Source organism: Paenibacillus sp. fava2 (assembly GCF_058313675.1).
The window spans coordinates 3,028,263-3,047,532 of the sequence record NZ_CM177755.1 but is presented as its reverse complement, the minus strand read 5'-3'; the positions used below and the strand labels follow the sequence as shown (position 1 = coordinate 3,047,532).

Sequence of the window (19,270 nt, the reverse complement as noted above, 5' to 3'; positions counted from 1 at the left end):
GCGTACTCTACACGTCAACCGAAATACGGCTATTCCGCAGCCTTATCCGTTGCTGTAACCGTCTGAGCCGCAGCGTCCCACTTCACATCCATATTCAGGCCCTCGGAGATAAACCGCACCGGCACCATCGTCCGGTTATTAATGATCTGCGCCGGGACGTCAAGCGTAACGGCTGTTCCATTTACATAAGCGGTTGCGCTGCCGATGGTCATCGTGATGGTAGTGCTGCCTTTAACGGCAGTGATCATCTTCGTTGTCTGATTCCAGGTCACGTCAGCGCCCAGTGCACTAAAGATCGCATTGACCGGCACCAGCACCCGGCCGCCCTTATTCAGCGGAAGCTGATCCTGGAAGCTTACGGCGGTCCCGTTCAGCATTACTGTAATCGGCTTACTGCCGGATGAAGCTGCCGCCGATCCGGCTGTACCCGCCGTTCCAGCCGCTGCCGTGCTGCCCTTCGTTGGAACCACCTCCGGCAGCGGTGTAACCTCAAGCCCCAGCTGGGCCTGCAGATTGGCCAGCCGGTTCAGGGCGAAGGTCATCAGCGAGCCCGCGGCCATCGTACCCATGCCCTGTCCGCCAGCTGCGCCGGCTTGTCCGGCCGCAGCAGCATCAGGCCGCGCCGGCGGTGTGCCCTCCGTGCCGGATGGAGGCGTCATATTGACTCCGCCGCCGATCATGCCGCCGCTGCCCCCGGTATCGGCTGTATAAGCTACATTGTTTTCAAACTGATCCATCGTGTAGAACTTGGTCGGATCAGCCTGAACGTAGGGTCTGATCAGCGAGGCAAGCCCGGTAATCCGGTCCTGAATCCCCTCCAGGTAGGTCACCAGCTCGGAGACATAACCTAAATATCTGGTTTTATATTCCGGTACTTCGAGCAGGTTGGCAATCAGCGGCACCTGATCCACATCAATGCCGAGTGTCGGCGTATCAATGGAAGCGGTCACGGCATTGGTTGCCGATCCTATTGCAGCAGTGTCAGATGAGCCGGTTGTTGCACTTACTGCTGCAGTTCCTGCTGATGTACCGTCAGCAGCCGTTCCAGCCATATCCTGTCCTCTTCCTCCGCCGCCACCGGAATACCCGTTGAAGCTCATATTCATATCCCACGGTATGACGGTATATTTACCATTTGCATCCCCGTACAGCAGATAGTTATGGCCTTTATCGCCGTTATAGCTGTCATAGTTGCCCAGCACGGCATTAGCGGCAATATATTTCAGTGCGGAATCCACGTCCAGCACACTTTCAATATCGCCTTTTTCCCCGTCAGGCATGGCGTTCAGCACGCTGATGAAATTTTTGAGCGATGCCTTGTCATCCTCGGTACCGGTGTCATACGTCAGTGTTTCATAATCGCTGCCTTCTTCATACTTCAGATAGCTGTTCTCTTCTGTATCATACAGTACGCCGCTGTCCGCATTTGCACCAAAATTACGCTCCAGATAGCTGTCGTCCACGGACTCAACACCAATATAGAATCCGTATAGCTCTCCGTTGATATAGAGATTCGTGAACACAGTCAGCGGCACATCCTCGCCGATCGCCCGCAGTGCCTCATAATGCAGATATTCCCGCAGGAACGACGGGTCCGAATAACTGTTGTTCAGCACCATTTTATCCAGGCCCATCAGCGTCTGTGTCTTGTCATACTTGTCGAACTTCAGCCGGAAGCTGTAGCGGTCGGAATCCGTCATCGCCGCCACTGATTTCAAGGTCAGATTCCCCTTGGTTGAAAAGCCCACATTCTCCAGCACCGTCCCGTCCACATCTACCGTCACACTCTTATATTCCTTTTCCAGGGGATTGGCCAGAATGCTCTCCCAGTCCTCATCGTCGATCGTCACTTTTACATTGATCACTTTATCCGGTGTGAACAGGGATTCGTAGGCCTGGCTTACTCCTGCTTCAGCGGCAAAAGCCTTGGATGTGCTGCCCGCAACTCCACCTGCCGATGCCACCACCGCGAGCGATAATGTCGTCAGCAGCATTTTTTTGAACATACGCTTCATTCGCACGATGTATATTCCTCCTCTTATGCAGATTCATATTTTGTTAAGCCTGTGTAAAAGCTTAAAAGATGAACCTGAAAAAAGGCTGAATCCCTGATTATTCCTTGCCCGGCAGCGTTTCCCGCAGCCCGCGGCCAATCAGGTTGGCCGACACCGGCTTATGCCCCAGCTCCCGCGCCCAGACCGACAGCTGTCCGATATGGTGGATCTCGTGAGCAATGATATGACGCATAATCTCCCCCCAGGCATCGGTAACCTTTTCTCCTTCATAACGCTTATCCACAAAAATATTCCGCTCCAGCCCCTCATGCCAGCCCAGCACAAACGGCTCTACCTGCTGACGGAAGCGGGCATCCAGTACTTTTACCTTTTCCAAGGTGCTGTATTCCGCAAAATCCTCTTCAAAATCAGGCTTGCCCTGCATTGCCATAATCCAGCTCCACTCCACGTCCGCAATATGGAACAGCGTCTTCAGAATGCCGCCTGCCCCGCCGGTTCTCGGCCGCAGCAGCTCCTCCTCACTCAGCGTCTCACACCAGTTATACCACTCTTCACGAACCTTCCAGTTGTAACGGAACAATGTCTGCATAAATCCCTCCGGAATTTTAAATTTAAATAAGATCTTTGCATTCAGTGTATCACAGCAGGTATTCGTGTCCGAGGGAAAAAATGAATATAACGCTGCAGCTCTTACCATCTCCGGACAACGCAAAAATACCGGCAACCAAGGTTACCGGTACGAAAATTCAATATGTATATGATACAAAAAAACATCTAGTTTTCCTGCGTTAACTATAAAATTAATATAGCATGGAAATGTCAACATAGCAAGCATTTTTATGGAATACGGAGAAAATAAAACCTTTATCCCCCCACTCCCGGCACTTAAGGAAGTACAGAGTGTAAAGCGCCGCTGTCTCGTTCATCTATATAATGGTATGATGTTTTGCGCGAAGGAGGCGAACAGGATGCAAATCAGACTCAGAGAGATCAAAAAAAGCTTTAAAGTGTACAAACGCCCGGAAGGCAAATGGGGGCTGTTGAAGGGAGCTTTTATGCGGAATGTGACGGAGGTGGAGGCGCTTGGCGGGATTGGCTTTGATATAGCTGAAGGTGAGCTTGTGGGATACATCGGCCCTAACGGGGCAGGCAAATCCACTTCCGTCAAGGTGATGAGCGGAATTTTGACACCGGACAGCGGCGAGTGCACCATTCTCGGCAAAATCCCCTGGAAAAACCGTGTGGGGCATGTGTCAAAGATCGGTGTCGTGTTCGGGCAGCGCTCGCAGCTGTGGTGGGATGTGCCAGTGACAGATTCTTTTGACGTACTGAAGGATATTTATGCGATCCCGCCCGGAGATTACAAAATCAGGCTGGCCGAGCTAACGGCAACTCTCGGTGTGGAGGCGCTATTACGAACCCCGGTCCGCCAGCTCTCGCTGGGACAGCGGATGCGCTGTGAGCTGGTGGCAGCGCTGCTGCACCGGCCGAAGATTCTGTTTCTGGATGAGCCGACGATCGGACTCGATGCGGTATCGAAGCTGGCGCTGCGCAATTTTTTGAAGGAAGAAAACCGTAAGCACGGAGTCACTATGCTGCTGACTACCCACGATATGGATGATATTGAGGCGCTGTGCGAGCGGGTGATGGTAATCGGGCACGGAAAGCTGCTCTATGACGGCAAGCTGGCCGGACTGCAGGAGAAATATGCACCTGAGGTTGTGATGAAGGTCAATACCGATGCGATGATCGCCGCCATGTACAACGATCTGGCACTGACCTGACCTGGCGGGCAGCCTCAATAGGGTACCTGCACTTTATTTTTTTCTGGAGGTGTGCAATCGCAATGGATTTCAAAAATACCTGCCGGGCCTCACTCTCCCTCTTCCGCATCCGGATGGCTGAAGGCCTGCAGTACCGGGTCTCCGCCATTTCGGGAACGGTGGTCGGCGTGTTCTGGGCGCTGCTGGAATGTGTGCTGTTTACTGTTTTTTATACATATAGCGAGCATGGTTCGTGGAACAACAACGGCATGAGCCTGCCGCAGGCGATTTCTTATGTGTGGATCGCGCAAGGACTGTTTGTTCTGCAAACGATGAGCATTGACGGAGAAATCATGGGCAAAATCAACAACGGCGATGTCGGGATCGAGCTGTGCCGGCCGATGAATCTGTACACCCACTGGTTCGTCAAAAGCTCGGCCGGCAAGCTCGGCACCTCCTGGATCCGCAGTGCCGCTACCGTCCTGGTTGGCCTGCTTATGCCCGCCGCTTATGCGCTGGGTGCTCCTGCGTCTTTTGCGGGGCTGCTCTGCTTTCTGCTCTCGGTCATTATGGCCTTTGTCCTCTGCTCGTCATTCGCCATGCTTGTGACAACGGTCCGGCTGAATGTTACCTGGGGAGACGGCCCGAGCCATATGCTTCTGCTGCTGAGCGGAATTCTGTCCGGCACCTACCTGCCGCTTCGGCTATGGCCAGACTTCATGCAGACTTTTCTATACCTTCAGCCGTTCGGCGGCTTCGCCGACATTCCGGCCCAGCTCTACATCGGCACCATGCCGCCGGCAGCAGCTCTGCCTGCAATTGGACTGCAGTGTATCTGGAGCTCTCTCTTTATCGCAGCCGGCCGGCTGATCATGAACCGTAAGCTGAAAAATATTATCGTCCAGGGAGGGTGAGCACGCAGCATGATTGCCGAGAGTAAAATCTATTTCAAATATTTACGGATGCATCTGCTGTCCGGAATGGAGTATAAAGGCTGGTGGCTGATGCTGATCCAGGTGCTGGTTGTCGTTGTCTCCGACCCGGTTGCTACCGTCCTGCTGTTCTCACGCTTCGGCAATATCGGGGAATGGAGCGTCGCCCACATCATTCTGGTATACTCGCTGGCAGTGGCCTCGTTTGGTCTTGCGGAGAGCTTTTGCCGGGGCTTTGATTATTTCCCTTGGCATTTGCTGCGTTCCGGTGATTTTGACCGGCTGCTGCTGCGGCCGCGCTCCCTGTTCGTTCAAGTTGCCGCTTCCCGGTTCCATCTGCACCGGCTTGTCCGTCCAATCACAGGAATCTGCGCCGCAGGCTGGGCCTTGAGTGAACTTGGAGTGCAGCTGACTCCCGGTAAAACGGGAATTCTCATAATGGCGCTCGCGGGCGGCTGCATCATGTATTGCGGGGTGTTCGTGCTGACCTCGGGGCTTGCTTTTTTCACGATCAAAGGGCTCGACTGGATTTACCTGCTGACTAATGCAAGTTACCAGGTTACCCGCTGTCCGGAGCCGTATATGCCGAGAGTACTGAAAAATGTCTTCAGCTTTATGCTGCCGATGCTGTTCATCAGCTTCTATCCGGCTGCTACCGTATGCGGCTGGGATTATCCCGCGTGGCTGGGCTATCTTTCGCTTCCCGCCGGGGCTGCCTTCCTCGGGGTCTCTCTGCTGGTCTGGCGTATCGGCGTTAGGCATTACAAAAGCACAGGAAGCTGACTCCCCGTTAGGGTGATCAGCTTCACTGTTTCTCTGGTTAATGAGAGCTCAGATGCTTGCGGTACCCTTCCACTTTCTCCTCCCGGTAGCCCATCTTCTCATAGAAGACATGGGCTTCCTTGCGTTTCTCTCCGGAGACGAGAATGATGTAATAGCAATCGCGCTCGTGGGCGATCTTTTCGATATCCGTCATCAGCTGTCTGGCGAGGCCCTGGCGGCGGGCACGGGCGGAGACGACGACATTTTCGATAACCATGAACGGCCGGCAGTCCCCGATCAGATCCTGGCAGAGGATACCCATCAGCGAGCCGAGCAATTCCCCGTCCACATAAGCGCCTAACAGGATATACCTGCTGTCCGCCTTAATTACTGCAAAAGTATCCGCAAATTTGCCCGGCTCTGCCGGTGCGCCGGTCAGCTCCCGGTACAGCTCATTCAATTCCGCGAGTGAATCCGCCTCAATTTCTTTGATCGTTACCATGGTATGTACAACTCTCCTTATGACCGTAAATGTTTATTTCTCATATATATAGAGCTTTCCATTTCGCGGGTGGTTCATCCGTTGGCCGTAATAGGCTCTGCGCCGGAGCTCCCGTTCGAGCAGTTTCATAAGCGCGCCATGCGTTACAAGCAATACGATAGTATTCGGGGGTCCGGTCTCAATTTCATCCAGGACTGCTTTAATACGCAGCCTAGTTTCCTGCCTGCTCTCCGGCTGTGAGGCATGACCGACTAACCACAATAAACGGCCAAGCACCATCCAGCAGACGGCCGGCAGCCTGAAGCCCCGTAGGCTTCCCCAAGCAGCTGCTACACCAATCTCTCTTAGCTGCGGATTATATGTAACAGCACCAGAATAGATGCGGCTGGCAGTATGCACTGCCCTGGGCAGATCGCTGCAAATGCAGCAGTCCCAGCTATGCCCCTGGCGTGAAACGTTTGCAGGCTGGACGGCAGCCTCATCATATTTCTTAACCCAGTGGGTGAACTGCTCCCCGGTTACCCAGCCCCGCAGCGGCGGATGCTCCACCTTGAAATGCCTGACCAGCCCGATTCTCACTCCGCCTCCTCCCCGTCCAGCTGCAGCTCAAACTGCTCCTGATGCCCGTCCCACTCAACATTCACCTTGATAGGCGCCTGTCCGCGATTCAGCGAGCCGCCGCTTGAGCCGTACATGTGCAATGACTCTACTTTTACAGGTCCTACCATCGATTGGCTTGAGCCATGGCCGAGCGCCTCGAAACCATACGTAAACTGCTTAATCCCCTTAAGATCTTTGCCTTCTCCTTTATAGGCCAGTTGGAAGTTGTAGTCTCCAGAAGGCTGATAATACGTTGCTTTCCCTTCTGAAATAATCGGCTTCTCTGTTACCGTCTCACTGTAGATTGCCGACCAATGCTCGCCCTCACCAGAAAAAGTGTACGTATGATGAAGTGTACCGCTGCTGCAGGCATTAAGGAGCGTAAGTACCGCTATAAACCCGTTTAGTAAAAGGATTCGTACCGCCGCATTCCCTCTCATAGGCTCAGCCCTCTTTTCCACAGGATAAGTAGTTCAGAACAGCTTCTACACGCTCCTCTACCGACAAGTCCCCCTCCAGCCGTAAAACAGGACAGTCCAGCTCCCGCATCCATGCCTCATGCAGACTAAGGCTCCGCACCTCCGGGCCAGCGGTATCGTACAGGCTCGCCCAATCCAGAAAGGCCTGCACGTCCTCGTACCTGCTCCCGCCAGGCAGACTCTCCGCCCCGTAACGAACATATTCTCTCGCTTTTAGCCGTTCAAGCCTGATTGACGGGGGAATCCATAGAAAGATTACCAGGTCAAAATAGGACCGCAGGCTATCCCCCCAGCCGCACACCGCACCGGATAAAATCCAGGGCACCCGCTGCTCCAGATCATGCCTGATTCGGCGAAGGCGCTCTGTCAGTTCTCGCTGCTTCGAGAATTTCTGCTCCCAGAAGTAATCGTCACTATCCAGATGAGCATGCGGAAGCCGGCCGGCAAGCGCCTGCCCGAGTGTGCTGGTTCCGGCTCCTGAGGCCCCCATGATATGAATTCTGTGTTTCATTTGCACCTCCTGAGTACCTCTCACCTGAGGATCTAGCTGCAGCCAGTACTCTAATCTGTCACCCAATGACAATATCTATCCATAATTTAACATACTACAGGTGAGCAAATTCTGCAAAAATGTAACCATTAGTTATACGCTCAGCAGCTTCATAATTGCTGTGCGGCAGGATTCCTTAAAAAAGGTATGCAGCTCATCCTGATCAGCCATCAGCCACTGGATCAGGCAGCCGTCAATAATCGCCCGGATGACCGGGGCTGCCCTGTCCGGCGTCAGTTCTTTATTGAATATCCCCTCTTGCTGCCCCAGCAGCAGCACCTCCGTACTGATCCCCGCACAGCTGTCATAGAACCGCTGGTTAATCTCCCGGTAGACCGGACTGCGGCTCGCCCTTGACAGGAAATCGAGATAGACCCGGTAGAACGACCGGTTCTGCACAGGACCGGCAAATGCAGAATCTATATAGGCGCGAAGCTTACCTTCCGCCGTATGCTGCTCCGCTACCGCCGCCCGCTCCCTTGCGGATATTTTGCCGGTCAGCCACTCCAGCAGCTCCACCAGCACGGCTTCCTTGCTCGTAAAATAATAGTGGACTACCCCTTTGCTAACCTCTGCGTAATCCGCAATCGTCTGCAGGGTAACCGCATCATAACCATGCTCTGACAGAGCGCGGAATGCGGCTGAAAGAATCTGTTTGCGTTTTTCTTCGGATTTCTTGTACTTTACCATACGACCTCCGCCATGCAGTGTAACTGCCCGCTTAGTTTGTTTAATGTGTAGTATATCATAGTCATAAAAAAGTTGACCGGTCAGAATAAATATTATATAACTGACCTGCATACAGTTAACGGATAGGAGCGGATTTAGAATGTCTGAAATATTTCAAGCTTTGGTTGTAGATAAGAACGACACCTTCTCAGTGGGGGTCAAGCAGATTACCCGGGAGGAGCTGCCTGCCGGTGAAGTCTTGATCAAGGTTGCTTACTCCAGTGTAAATTACAAAGACGGGCTAGCCAGCATCCCGAACGGCAACATCGTACGCCAATATCCGTTTATTCCCGGCATCGACCTGTCCGGAACAGTCGTCTCCTCGGAGGACAGCCGTTTTCAGCCGGGCCAGCCGGTCATTGCCACCAGCTATAGCATCGGCGTATCTCACTATGGCGGATTCAGCGAATATGCGCGGATTCCGGCCGAATGGGTGATTCCGTTGCCTGAAGGGCTCAGCCTGCGGGAAGCGATGATATACGGAACAGCCGGCTTCACTGCTGCACTGTCCATTCAGGCGCTTGAGGATCACGGAGCGGCCCCGGATAATGGCAAGGTGCTGGTAACCGGTGCAACCGGCGGCGTTGGCGGCACTGCCGTTGCCATGCTGGCCAAGCTGGGTTACAAGGTAACAGCCAGCACCGGCAGAACGGACGAAGCCGGCTATCTGCAGCAGTTAGGCGCAGCCGAGGTTATCTCCCGTGAAGAGGTTGGCGGCGAGGCCGTGAAGCCGCTGGACAAACAGCTCTGGCAGGCTGCGGTGGACTCCGTCGGCGGAAGTCCGCTTGCAGCCGTGCTGAGCAAGATCACCTACGGCGGAGCGGTTGCGGCCAGCGGATTAACCGCAGGAACCGCGGTACCGACAACGGTAATGCCCTTTATCCTGCGCGGGGTAAGCCTGCTGGGCATTGATTCTGTCTCCTGCCCTGCCGGCAAGCGTCAGCTCATCTGGGCACGGATGGCAAATGATCTCAAGCCGGACAATCTGGATGTGCTTGTGGACAGGGAGATCATATTAACCGAACTTCCCGCTGCTCTGGAAGATATCCTTAAATCCAATACAAGAGGCCGGGTGCTTGTCCGCCTGTCCTAGAAGCAGTCCCCCGGGTCTTTTAACCCGGGGGACTTTTTTACAGGTGTCGCCTATAATTCGTTGTCTGTTGCCGCATTCGGGTAAGCCGGGTTACCTTGCGTGTACGGCAGCTGGCGGTAAGGCTGCTGTACATAAGGCTGGCCATAGTAGGCATGCACACTCATCGGCTGATACCCGAAACCCTGCGAAGCCGGCTGGGGCATATAATATGGCATGTTGGATGCTGCCATAACTGGAGCCACATTTGGAGCCATATTTGGAGCCATGATTGGAGCCATATTTGGAGCCATATTGGCAGCCTGCATGTTTTCGGCAGCTGCCTTTACAGGTTCACAACAGTCCGCAGGCGGGCCGATGAAGGTTTTTGGCTTCACCGGAGCCAGCGTTTCCTTCACCATTGCCTCATTCAAACAGTAAGTATGAGCCAGTACATTGGCCGGTGTTTTACTTAAAATATCCGATCCCAGAATAACCTCGGGAGTAGGCGCGTCAAAAATCGCCAGCAGATGTGTACAATCCGCTGTTGCGATCTCATAATGCCACCAGCCCTGCGGTACATTAGCTACCTGGCCTGGGGTAATCGGGAAGTGCAGCAGCTCGTTAGTGAACGGGTTGATCAGCGAAACCACTGCTGAACCGGAAATACAATATACCAGCTCAGCAGCATTCTGATGGTAATGCGGCTCAACCACATTGGATTTGCTGAGAAAAATATCAAGCAGTGATGTATTTTCCAGCGTGTTCAGCTGCTTGATCCCGAGAACATTGATATAATTGCAGTCATCCTTTTTAAACAGCGTATTGCAGTTCAGATCTGCCGAGAATTGTGTCGCCGGGGATGTATAATCCATGTATGAAGTCATGAAACGTCTTCCTTTCTTTGAAGCCCAAATTTTATCGTTCTGGGGTAGAATATGTATCTGCCTACGCCCAGGTGACGATTTCTTTGCCTCACCACACAACAAAAAAAGCATCTTTCCCCGGGAAAAGATGCTCCTTTGCCTTACTCACTATATATAACCGTCCGGTTCCTTCCGGTATGCTTAGCCGTATACAATGCCTCATCCGCCTTTCCCAGCAGCTCCTCCCGGGTTCTTCCATGAGTAGGGTAATGGGCAATGCCCAGAGAGGAGGTAACCGTCATCGGCAGGGGAACCTCCGTCACCTCCAGTGTCTTACGGATCCGTTCAGCCACAATGTAAGCATTCTCCGCCTTGGTCCGGGGCAGCAGCAGTACAAACTCCTCACCGCCGTAACGGGCACAGATATCGCCGGGCCGGATATTGGACACGAGAATATCTGCAACCCGCCGCAGCACCTCATCTCCGGCCAGATGGCCGTACGTATCATTCACAAATTTGAACTTATCCACATCAAGCACAATGACCGAAAACGGCACCCTTGCGGTAATCCACTGGCTGATGCTGTTATCCAGCGCCCTGCGGTTCGTCAGGCCGGTCAGCAGATCGGTCCTCGCTTCCTGGGTCAGCTGGTCTGTCTGCTTCTGGATGTCCTTCCAGGCCAGCACCACCGCTGTGGTTAGCAGATCAACCTCACGGTTCCAATGGGGCTTCAGCTCGGGCAGCTCGACCTTTTCTTTGCCGATTCTATTGACCAGGTCAGCAAGAACCACAAACGGTTTGGCCAGCTGGTGTGCAAGGACAAATACACAGAACAGCAAAACCACGAACGGAATAAGGGTGTACGCCAGTATTTTGTTCAAATGCACCCGCAGCTGCTGCTGGATAACATCTGCAGGTGATACAACGACAACGCCCCAGCCATTGGAGGGAACGGACGAATAACCGGCAAGCATGGATACCCCTTGTGTATTTACCGCCTGCATGCTTCCGCTCTGACCCTGCATTAACTGCTCGACAACCCTGTTACTGGTCACATCATCATTCAGTCTGCTGATATCCGGGTGATAAAGTAAACGCCCTTCCCTGCTGACAATGTAGTAATAAGACCCTGTCTCATCTATCTCATTATTACCGAAAATCATATTCAGAATATTGTAATCCTGGAGATAGACCGTGCCGACAAGCTGCCCCTGATAATATCTGTCTTTGTTATATAACGGCTCACTCATCAAGAACAGCATTCTGCCGGTCGACGGGGCAATAAAAGGCGCCGAAAGATAAGAATTTTTTAATCTGAGCATTTCTTTTATCTCGGGAGAAGAAAGATGCCTGCCTGCCATACCCAGATTTGAAGGTGAATTATTCAAAACATTGCCGCCCGAATCCATCAGCACAATCGAGTTAAAGTAATTGCTGCTGTTGCGCGTAAGCTCAAGATAAGCATCTATACTGGCCGGCGGTACGGCTCCCAGATTGGCAATCTGATCCGCACTGAAGAGCAGGCTGCTGCGCATCGAAAGGAACAGCGAGTCCACCGTCTTGCTCATTCTTTCCGCATTAGTGTAATTCAGATTAAGCGTTGTCTCTATAAGAGATTTCTTTTTAGACTGGTAGGAACCAATCAGCAGAATGGTTGTGGTTAACAGGAACACCAAAGTCACCAGTGCCATGAGCAGCAACGTGAGGCTAAGTTTCTTTCTGGGTCTGGGTTCTGCTCTTGCTGGTCCGGGCATTGCTCTCAACCCCCTATTCGGCCGGGCTTATTTGCTTTAATTATATACGATTGGAATGGAGAATCTAGCTCCAGATTTCTTTTCCAGTTCTATTGCCCACTGCACATTGTTGAGACGGCAGACAAATCAAAGAGCAGGTGCCAGGGGAAGCTGCTGGCAGCCTGCTCTTTGGTATGATTCACCATCCGCTGCGCTGGATAAGCGAGATAATCTGGGCAGTATGGTGATTGCTGTGCCAGATATATCTTTGCAGTGCAGCATCAAGGGTCAGCGTTCCCAGACCGGCACTCACAAAGCTCCGTTCGAAATCAGCCTCCTGCAAAGAATTCAGCAGGGTCACGAACCGGCGGTTAAGACTGTCGATCAGCTGCAGCGAGGATTCCACAGGTTCACCTGTATAATCACTTTGCTCAGCCCACAGATCCTGCCGGTAAGACGGAATTTGAGGCAGTTCCTCCGTCAGCCCTTTTTTGAAGCGGAGATAGGCGTACATCCCGGTGTCAGCCAGGTGATGAACGACTTGCCTTACGGTCCAGCCCCCTTCACGATAGGGAGTATTCAACTGTTCAGGAGTAAGCGGACGCACTGCATCCTTTAATTCTGCCGCCAGCCGGCTGGTCTTCTGAATGTCCTGATTTCGTTCCTCCGCATTCAGATAGATCCTCGCCTCAAATCTTCCTACTGGATAACTCAGAAGTTCAAGCTCATCCGGTGTATATTCACTCATATAGTACTCCTCTCTAAAATGGGGCTAATGCAAGCTATAAGAGAGAATAGCATTCATCCAGCGAAGCCACTGTATAATCCGGCTTCACCGTATGCTCCCAGCACGCTCCGGTCCGGTTAATCCAGCATGAAGTAATCCCTGCCCTGGCTGCCCCCAAAACATCTGACGGTGTATCTCCGATATGAATAATCTGCTCCGGTGCGGCCCCGTAATGGGTAATAACCTCTTGGAACATAAGATTGCGGCTGTCGTTTTTGTAGGATTTGTACTTTTCAGAAGTAAATAGGGTGACAGGATAGTTCAGGTAGAATTCCGGAAGCATCAAGGTATCTGTATCACTGACAATGCACACCTGATATTCCTGGCATACCTTTTCCATAAACGGTTCCGTATCCTCATACAAAGCAGACAGCCGATGCTGTGCAAACAGGATATCTACAGCCTGCATGTCATCGAAATCCACCCCATGCTGCCCGAAAACCTGCCGGAAGCCGCGGGAGTATATCTCTTTACTGGTCCAAAAGCTGCCCTTCTCCCTAACCTCTGCCGCCGTTTCATAATAGCTTCGCAGCAGCAGGCTGCCAAGCTCCAAAGCCCGTTCTTCACTGTAATCGTGATTCAGAATAGGCCTCCACACATGCTCTCTCCGGCCCTCGATATTGACCAGCGTCTGAAACATATCCAGGCTGACCACGCTATAGCGGCTCATCCCTGCCAAGACCCGCTATTAAACCTCGCTGCAACAAATACAGCCGGAGAGTTCCAATAGATTGTAACCTCATTCGTTGAGTAGCTGAGGTCATGATCGGCAAAGCACTGCGCGGCAGGCTTGCCCTGGAGATGCTCTCTGACATATTCATCATGCAGACCGCGGTCCGGACCGCCGGACACAAGCCCCGGAACCGGCTCCTCCACCCCGTCTCCCACTGACGGGCGGTGATGCGGATGGCGGACCGGATGGTCACCGTATCCGGTCACGTAGCTGATGTCCAGTACATTCCGGCCAAGCAGATAATGCAGATGATCCAGTGCACATTTTCCATAGGATGCCTCACCGCTGAAGCGCTCTGCTGCCAGCAGCAGCATCGCATTATTCATCACCAGCATATTGCTTCCCCAAATGTAATCCTCTTCCCGCAAGGAGATGCGGTATCCGTCTTGTTCACTGACTGCGGCCAGCCGGTCTGCCTCAGCCAGGAGACCTTCCTCAAGTGTCCGGAATAATACGTTATCTGTCCGCTCTTTGCCGGTAAGCAGATAAGCAAATGCACCGTAGCCGCCCATATCCGCCCAGCCCAGGGCGAATTTCGGAAAGGGCAGCCGGGCCAGCGCCTGAACAGCTTCGTGGTACATCTCTTGGCCCGTTGTCCGGTAGAGCTCAGCCGCAGCCCAGAAGCGTTCATCATGATCCTCTTCATCCCCGTATTCACCGGTGGATATTCCCGGGGGATTGGTGAAGCCCGGTTCCTCCGGATGCTGCTCCAGCCATTGCCAGGCTGCCTCTGCCGCCGACAGGCAGCGTCCCGCAAAGCCCTCATCCCAAGGCTTATAGATTCTTGCAGCCATTGCCATCACACCGGCAAAATCTCCGGTGGCCGCCGCCGATACCGGCGAGAAAAACAGCTCGTCCGTATCATCCTCCGGCATCACGTCAAGCCCGGGAAAGCTTGCGGTAGTCAGCTTGTGATATACGCCGCCGCCGGCCTCCTGCATTTTGAACAGCCATTCCAGCTCGACCTTGCATTCCAGCAGTACATCTGGCGTTTTGCCGTCGGTTTCCGGCAATGTGAAGCTACCCGTAAATGCAGCAGGATACCATTCAAAGGCAAGCAGCAGGTCGGCAACAGCCTTGGCCCCCGGACCGGAATACTTGCCGTAATCCCCTGCATCATGCCAGCCTCCGCTGCTGTCCAGCTTCAGGCCGGTCCGGCCGATTACAGAACCCTCAGCCAGATGGCAGGCTGCGTGCCCCCAAGGTCCGGCATACTCTCCGCCCAGCTCCACACCGCAGCGGTAGAAATAAAAGGCTTTCAATAATCCTTGCTGCAGCTCTTCATAAGGAAGCTCTCCAATAATAAACTCAGCAGAAACGGTCCCGTCCTCTGCTTCAATGAGATAGCTGCCGGAATCCGTAACCGCAGAAAAATCTCCTGTGTGCACACTGGCACCGCTGGTATTGTCCCAAGCTGCTGCAGATGTCACTCCGCTGTACACGGCCGTACGTGTTATGGCATCCAGCACCCGGAACTGATGCTCCCCGCCCGTAAACAGGGCAATCTTGCTCCCTTTTGCCGGATATCCAATCTGATTCACTGTAATTGCGCGGATAATGTGTTCACTCACCTGATACACGCTCCTTTTTAATTTCAGTGTCTGTTCCAGATATGCTGCTACACCCTCTTCATTATTGGAGGCAATGACATCATGTGCGAGCGCCTTGAGCTCCGGCTGGGCATTCTGCACGGCTATTCCCCGGCCGGCTGCCGAGAACAGCCCAAAATCATTAAGATGATCACCGAATACAGTGATATTGCCTGTCTCAACGCCCACATGCCGTGCCCACAACTTCAGCCCCTCACTCTTGTTGCCCATTGGATGGCTGAATTCAAGAAAGTAATGATCCTCTATGTATATGTCCTTCATGAAATGGACCTGCAGCTGATTCCCGAACCGCTCCTGCACCGCCTGGCGGATCGGCTGAAGTTCCTCAAGCAAACCGATATAGCTGATAATTAGCGTCCTGAAGCCGTCCGGATATTCCAGCTTGTTCACTTCCCGGAACCGCTTGTCCCCGGGCCGGCTGTTAAAGAACTGTACCTCACCGCTTCTAGTCAGCGGTTCATGCAGCACACGTTCACAGTCCGCTTCATCCAGCGAGAAATAAAACGGCGAAATGCCGCCCAGCTCCCGTCCGAGAGCGATAATTTCACCGGAGATAACGGGGTCCAGCCAATATCCGTCGATCACCTTGCCGTTGATTCCGTCATAGATCAGTGCCCCGTTATACAGGATCAGCGGATATTTCCAGGGTATCTGCGAAACTGCACGGGCTGCGCTGACATACCCTCTGGCCGTTGCATAACTGATTATAGCGCCCTGATCAAGCGCTTCTGTAATTACCTGCACTGTATAGTCTGTAAGCTTCTGTTCCGAGTTGAGCAATGTTCCATCCAGATCCGTAATATAGGCCTCTGTTATCATACATCCTCCTCAAAGTTTTGATAGCATTTGCTACACTGGAATTTCACCGCAAAACTGCTCCGGAAGCATTCACTTCGTTTTGATAGCATTTGCTACACTGGAATTTCACCGCAAAACTGCTCCGGAAGCATTCACTTCGTTTTGATAGCATTTGCTACACTGGAATTTCACCGCAAAACTGCTCCGGAAGCATTCACTTCGTTTTGATAGCATTTGCTGCATATACAAAACATGCTATACGATGAGGCTCACTGCCGCTGTGATTATTCGCCCAGCAGTTTCATAAAGCCGGCAGGCAGATTGAACTGCTGGTTATTAATCATGATCCGCTGGAACTCAATGGAATCATCATCCGCCTGGGCATCTTTGATTTCCTGAATCTCCCGGTGCAGGCGTTCCATCTGCAGATCCAGCTCGTTTGCTTTTATGGCCGCATTCTTCAGCTCACGGGTCAAGTGTTCAGGAACAGACTGGCTATATTTGTAGAAAATTTTATGCTCGAGGCTGGCCCAGAAGTCCATGGCTATCGTACGGATCTGAACCTCTACACATACCAGCTCTGTACAGTCTGACAGGAACACCGGCACTTCCACCAGCAGGTGAAGACTCTGGTAACCGTTCGGCTTCGGGTTCTTAATATAATCCTTTACCTGCAGCACTTTCAGGTCATCCTGCTTCTGCAGCATTTCGCTGACCTGGTAAATATCCGAAATGAATGAACATGTGATCCGGAGTCCCGCAATATCCTTGATGCTTGATCTAACTGCATCCAGGGAGAACGGTTTGTTTTTGCGCAGCATTTTGTTCATAATGCTCTCCGGGGATTTGATACGGGACTTGGTATGTTCAATCGGGCTATAGTCATGGAGCATCTGGAATTCCTGCTTCAGGATTTCTATCTTGGTCTCAATTTCCTCCAGGGCGAACTTGTAAATCATCATAAACCGGGTCAGCTCATACTTGATCTGCTTAAAATTCTCAATCTGGTTGCCTGCGTTCATCTTCATTTCTCCTCTTTCTGCTGCCAATAGGATTGGCAGTTTCTCTATTAATCATAGCCAGTAAGCCGGAGGAATTCAAATTTGCCCAAAATGTAAAAAAAGCCGCCCAAGTCCCGTACTGGGCCTGAAGGGTGACTTTATTTGAGTATAGCTGCAAGGTTAACCGGACTTATACCAGAACCTCATCAACAGTCAGAGTGCGTTCCCGGGACAAGTCCCTGTAACTCTCATTCACTTTAATCAGCGGCTTAAAAATATCCAGGGCATTGTTCATTACAATAGTGCCGGTCTCCCCGTTACTAAGCTGTACAGTCTTTCCTACAAAGCCCGGCAGGAGATGGCCGGTTAACGCCTGGACCACATTGCCGTTCAGTCTGCCGAAGCCCCATTCATGCACCTGGCGCAACACACTTACCAGTCCCTGCTTGGGCCGGCTGAGTCTGGAGGTGGTCAGCTTCATATAAATATCGGCGACTGTAACAATCTCCGTATACGGATGCAGCTCGTTCTTGAGGTTACCTGCAGAATGAGCGGGGTTGCTCTCATAGTCATGATGCTGCAGCGCAACCAGCGCTGTGGCTTCATCCTGCATCGAACTGCGGATGATATCGTAGCCGTAGGCGGTATGGCGTTTCAGTTCTTCTATTTCCTCAGCCGACAGCAGGCCGGGATTGTTCAGGATGGACAAGGATATCTGGCTCTTGCCGATATCATGCAGATAGCCGGCACGGCTGATCCGGTAACTCTCCTCTTTGGAGTACCCCAGCCATTTGGCAATATAGTAAGACAGCAGGCCCACCTGAAGCGAGTGCTGGTATGTATCAATATCTTCGCGGTCAAGCAGAAGCAGCAGAGAGACTACATCCTTTTGCTTATCCAGAGTCTCCAGCAGCGGCTGCAGCGTAGTATCCACCAGAGCCGGGGTGAAGCACCCTTGGGATAATGCCTCCAGAAAAGTCGCCTCATAGTTCATAATGACCTGGTCGAATTCATTATACAGCCCATGACCAGGCTCCTCAGCAATTCCGTACAGTTCGCGGACCTGAATCGACACGTACTCGACCCTGTGTCTGATCAGCAGGGAAATTTCTTCACGCGTGACGACAGTCCCGCCCGGCAGTATATGCAAGCCTACACGATTGAAAGTGTCAGTCATGAGGCGGTCACCTGGTTTAAGATCTGTGACATGAACCTTCAAGTTGCAGCACTCCTTTAAATTACAAATAATTAAACCTTATCTTCTTTGATCATAGCCAAATGCCCTCCTGGTAACAATATGGTTAAAGTCACATTCATTGGTCCGGCCTAGTTCTAATGTAACCCTACTTTAGCCGCGCTTTATTTCGGAGTCGTTATAGTGTTGTTAAGTGAAGTCTTTTCACATTTCTATCTTTATTGCAGTAATCAATAGTATAATCAATTCCAGTTCTTTCAGTTGAGGAGGTTCATTATGTTCGAGCATTTGGTTGTATTTAAGTTTAACAGCAGCTTTAACCCCGGACAGGAGCAGCAGCTGGTACAGGCGCTTCTGGGTCTGAAGGATCAGATTCCGGGAATTACCGCATTAACGGCAGGCGTGAATGTAACCGAGGAGACGGAGAATATCCATGGCTATACGCTTGGGCTCCGCGTGACCTTTACAGATCAGGAAGCCCTGCGTGCATACGGGCCGCATCCGGCCCACCAGCAATTTGTAGCCATGCTTGAAGGGATAATTGAGAGTGTTGTTGTAGTGGATTATCCTGTGCATGTCTGATCCCGGGCAGACCGGGGGGCAGCAGCGTTTCTAAAAGATATCGTTCACATCGGCAAGCACCTTGCCGACCAGCTGATCCTTGGCGACAAAGGGAGTCGGCCACAAATGGGCATCATAGCTGACGTTCCGGTTGTCGCCAAGGAAGAAATAATGCTCATCCGGCACGGTAACCGGCCCAAAGGTATACGTCATGCTTTCTTTCAGATAAGGCTCATCTACCTTACTGCCGTTACGGTATAGCGCTCCCTCTTTGATTTCAATCGTATCTCCCGGCAGTCCGATCAGCCGTTTCACATAACGTTTGTCTTCCTCGCCCGGTACCGGCGGATAGAACACGACGATATCCCCATGCTCCAGCGCGGTAAGCCAGAGCAGCTTTTCCACAAACAGCCTGTCATTCACCTCAATTGTCGGGACCATTGAATCCGTCGGGACTCTCATCGCTTCAGCAACGTACGACCGGATAAATAAGGACAGGATTACGCCCAGCGCGATACTGGGCAGCCACTGCTTCAGAAATTTTTTCATACTGGCCCTCCGCTTGTCCGATTTAGATATAATGTT

General features: G+C 52.3%; 19 protein-coding genes and 1 pseudogene. 5 read left to right on the top strand and 15 right to left on the bottom strand.

Going from position 1 to position 19,270, the window contains the following annotated elements:
* Positions 1-29: 29 nt before the first annotated feature.
* Both AC4G46_RS12930 and AC4G46_RS12925 read right to left on the bottom strand, forming a co-directional pair.
* Positions 30-2,015: a CotH kinase family protein gene (locus AC4G46_RS12930; protein ID WP_491128869.1), complete on the bottom strand. Its 1,986-nt coding sequence runs from the start codon at positions 2,013-2,015 to the stop codon at positions 30-32.
* 97 nt (positions 2,016-2,112) lie between these two features.
* The gene (locus tag AC4G46_RS12925) at positions 2,113-2,604 is read right to left on the bottom strand and encodes a DinB family protein (RefSeq protein ID WP_491128283.1); all 492 of its coding nucleotides are present in this window, start codon (positions 2,602-2,604) and stop codon (positions 2,113-2,115) included.
* Between the two features lie 379 nt (positions 2,605-2,983).
* On the opposite strand from AC4G46_RS12925, the gene AC4G46_RS12920 reads away from it, so the two are divergent.
* The 3 genes from AC4G46_RS12920 (at position 2,984) to AC4G46_RS12910 (ending at position 5,493) form a co-directional block, all read left to right on the top strand.
* Positions 2,984-3,799, top strand: a complete 816-nt coding sequence (locus tag AC4G46_RS12920; RefSeq protein WP_491128282.1) for an ABC transporter ATP-binding protein — start codon at positions 2,984-2,986, stop codon at positions 3,797-3,799.
* A gap of 62 nt (positions 3,800-3,861) precedes the next feature.
* Positions 3,862-4,692 (top strand): ABC transporter permease, encoded by an 831-nt coding sequence (locus AC4G46_RS12915; protein WP_491128281.1) that lies wholly within the window; start codon positions 3,862-3,864, stop codon positions 4,690-4,692.
* A gap of 9 nt (positions 4,693-4,701) precedes the next feature.
* Entirely contained in the window at positions 4,702-5,493 is a 792-nt protein-coding gene (locus AC4G46_RS12910) for an ABC transporter permease (protein ID WP_491128280.1), read from the top strand.
* Positions 5,494-5,530: 37 nt separating this feature from the next.
* Here AC4G46_RS12910 and AC4G46_RS12905 read toward each other — a convergent pair whose 3' ends face one another.
* The 5 genes from AC4G46_RS12905 to AC4G46_RS12885 form a co-directional block, all read right to left on the bottom strand.
* Positions 5,531-5,974: a GNAT family N-acetyltransferase gene (locus AC4G46_RS12905; RefSeq protein WP_491128279.1), complete on the bottom strand. Its 444-nt coding sequence runs from the start codon at positions 5,972-5,974 to the stop codon at positions 5,531-5,533.
* 33 nt (positions 5,975-6,007) lie between these two features.
* Positions 6,008-6,553, bottom strand: coding sequence for a histidine phosphatase family protein (locus AC4G46_RS12900; protein ID WP_491128278.1), 546 nt, complete (start codon positions 6,551-6,553; stop codon positions 6,008-6,010).
* On the bottom strand, positions 6,550-7,014 hold the full coding sequence (locus AC4G46_RS12895) for a hypothetical protein (protein ID WP_491128277.1): 465 nt from the start codon (positions 7,012-7,014) through the stop codon (positions 6,550-6,552). Before AC4G46_RS12895 ends, AC4G46_RS12900 begins: the two co-directional genes overlap by 4 nt.
* Before the next feature lie 4 nt (positions 7,015-7,018).
* A complete protein-coding gene (locus tag AC4G46_RS12890; RefSeq protein ID WP_491128276.1) occupies positions 7,019-7,564 on the bottom strand; it encodes an ATP-binding protein in 546 nt (181 codons plus the stop codon).
* A gap of 132 nt (positions 7,565-7,696) precedes the next feature.
* Positions 7,697-8,293, bottom strand: a complete 597-nt coding sequence (locus AC4G46_RS12885) for a TetR/AcrR family transcriptional regulator (RefSeq protein WP_491128275.1) — start codon at positions 8,291-8,293, stop codon at positions 7,697-7,699.
* A gap of 139 nt (positions 8,294-8,432) precedes the next feature.
* Here AC4G46_RS12885 and AC4G46_RS12880 point away from each other — a divergent pair, with 139 nt between their 5' ends.
* Positions 8,433-9,425: an acrylyl-CoA reductase family protein gene (locus tag AC4G46_RS12880; protein WP_491128274.1), complete on the top strand. Its 993-nt coding sequence runs from the start codon at positions 8,433-8,435 to the stop codon at positions 9,423-9,425.
* Between the two features lie 335 nt (positions 9,426-9,760).
* Here the strand turns inward: AC4G46_RS12880 and AC4G46_RS12875 are convergent.
* The 7 genes and pseudogenes from AC4G46_RS12875 to AC4G46_RS12845 all read right to left on the bottom strand — a co-directional run.
* Positions 9,761-10,288 (bottom strand): annotated as a pseudogene (locus AC4G46_RS12875) (cupin domain-containing protein); the annotation flags it as partial.
* Positions 10,289-10,428: 140 nt separating this feature from the next.
* Positions 10,429-11,958 carry a sensor domain-containing diguanylate cyclase gene (locus AC4G46_RS12870; RefSeq protein WP_491128273.1) on the bottom strand — a complete coding sequence of 510 codons (1,530 nt, stop codon included), beginning with the start codon at positions 11,956-11,958 and terminating at the stop codon, positions 10,429-10,431.
* 241 nt (positions 11,959-12,199) lie between these two features.
* Positions 12,200-12,748 (bottom strand): YfiT family bacillithiol transferase, encoded by a 549-nt coding sequence (locus AC4G46_RS12865; RefSeq protein WP_491128272.1) that lies wholly within the window; start codon positions 12,746-12,748, stop codon positions 12,200-12,202.
* 34 nt (positions 12,749-12,782) lie between these two features.
* Positions 12,783-13,457, bottom strand: coding sequence for an HAD family hydrolase (locus AC4G46_RS12860; RefSeq protein ID WP_491128868.1), 675 nt, complete (start codon positions 13,455-13,457; stop codon positions 12,783-12,785).
* On the bottom strand, positions 13,454-15,949 hold the full coding sequence (locus AC4G46_RS12855; RefSeq protein WP_491128271.1) for a glycoside hydrolase family 9 protein: 2,496 nt from the start codon (positions 15,947-15,949) through the stop codon (positions 13,454-13,456). The genes AC4G46_RS12860 and AC4G46_RS12855 overlap by 4 nt, the downstream gene beginning before the upstream one ends.
* A 263-nt stretch (positions 15,950-16,212) precedes the next feature.
* Positions 16,213-16,950 carry a GTP pyrophosphokinase gene (locus AC4G46_RS12850; protein WP_491128270.1) on the bottom strand — a complete coding sequence of 246 codons (738 nt, stop codon included), beginning with the start codon at positions 16,948-16,950 and terminating at the stop codon, positions 16,213-16,215.
* 169 nt (positions 16,951-17,119) lie between these two features.
* Positions 17,120-18,106: an HD-GYP domain-containing protein gene (locus tag AC4G46_RS12845; protein WP_491128269.1), complete on the bottom strand. Its 987-nt coding sequence runs from the start codon at positions 18,104-18,106 to the stop codon at positions 17,120-17,122.
* 294 nt (positions 18,107-18,400) lie between these two features.
* Here AC4G46_RS12845 and AC4G46_RS12840 point away from each other — a divergent pair, with 294 nt between their 5' ends.
* Positions 18,401-18,706, top strand: coding sequence for a Dabb family protein (locus AC4G46_RS12840; RefSeq protein WP_491128268.1), 306 nt, complete (start codon positions 18,401-18,403; stop codon positions 18,704-18,706).
* Between the two features lie 30 nt (positions 18,707-18,736).
* Here the strand turns inward: AC4G46_RS12840 and lepB are convergent, their stop codons facing one another.
* Positions 18,737-19,234 (bottom strand): signal peptidase I, encoded by a 498-nt coding sequence (gene lepB / locus AC4G46_RS12835; RefSeq protein ID WP_491128267.1) that lies wholly within the window; start codon positions 19,232-19,234, stop codon positions 18,737-18,739.
* Positions 19,235-19,270: the final 36 nt, after the last annotated feature.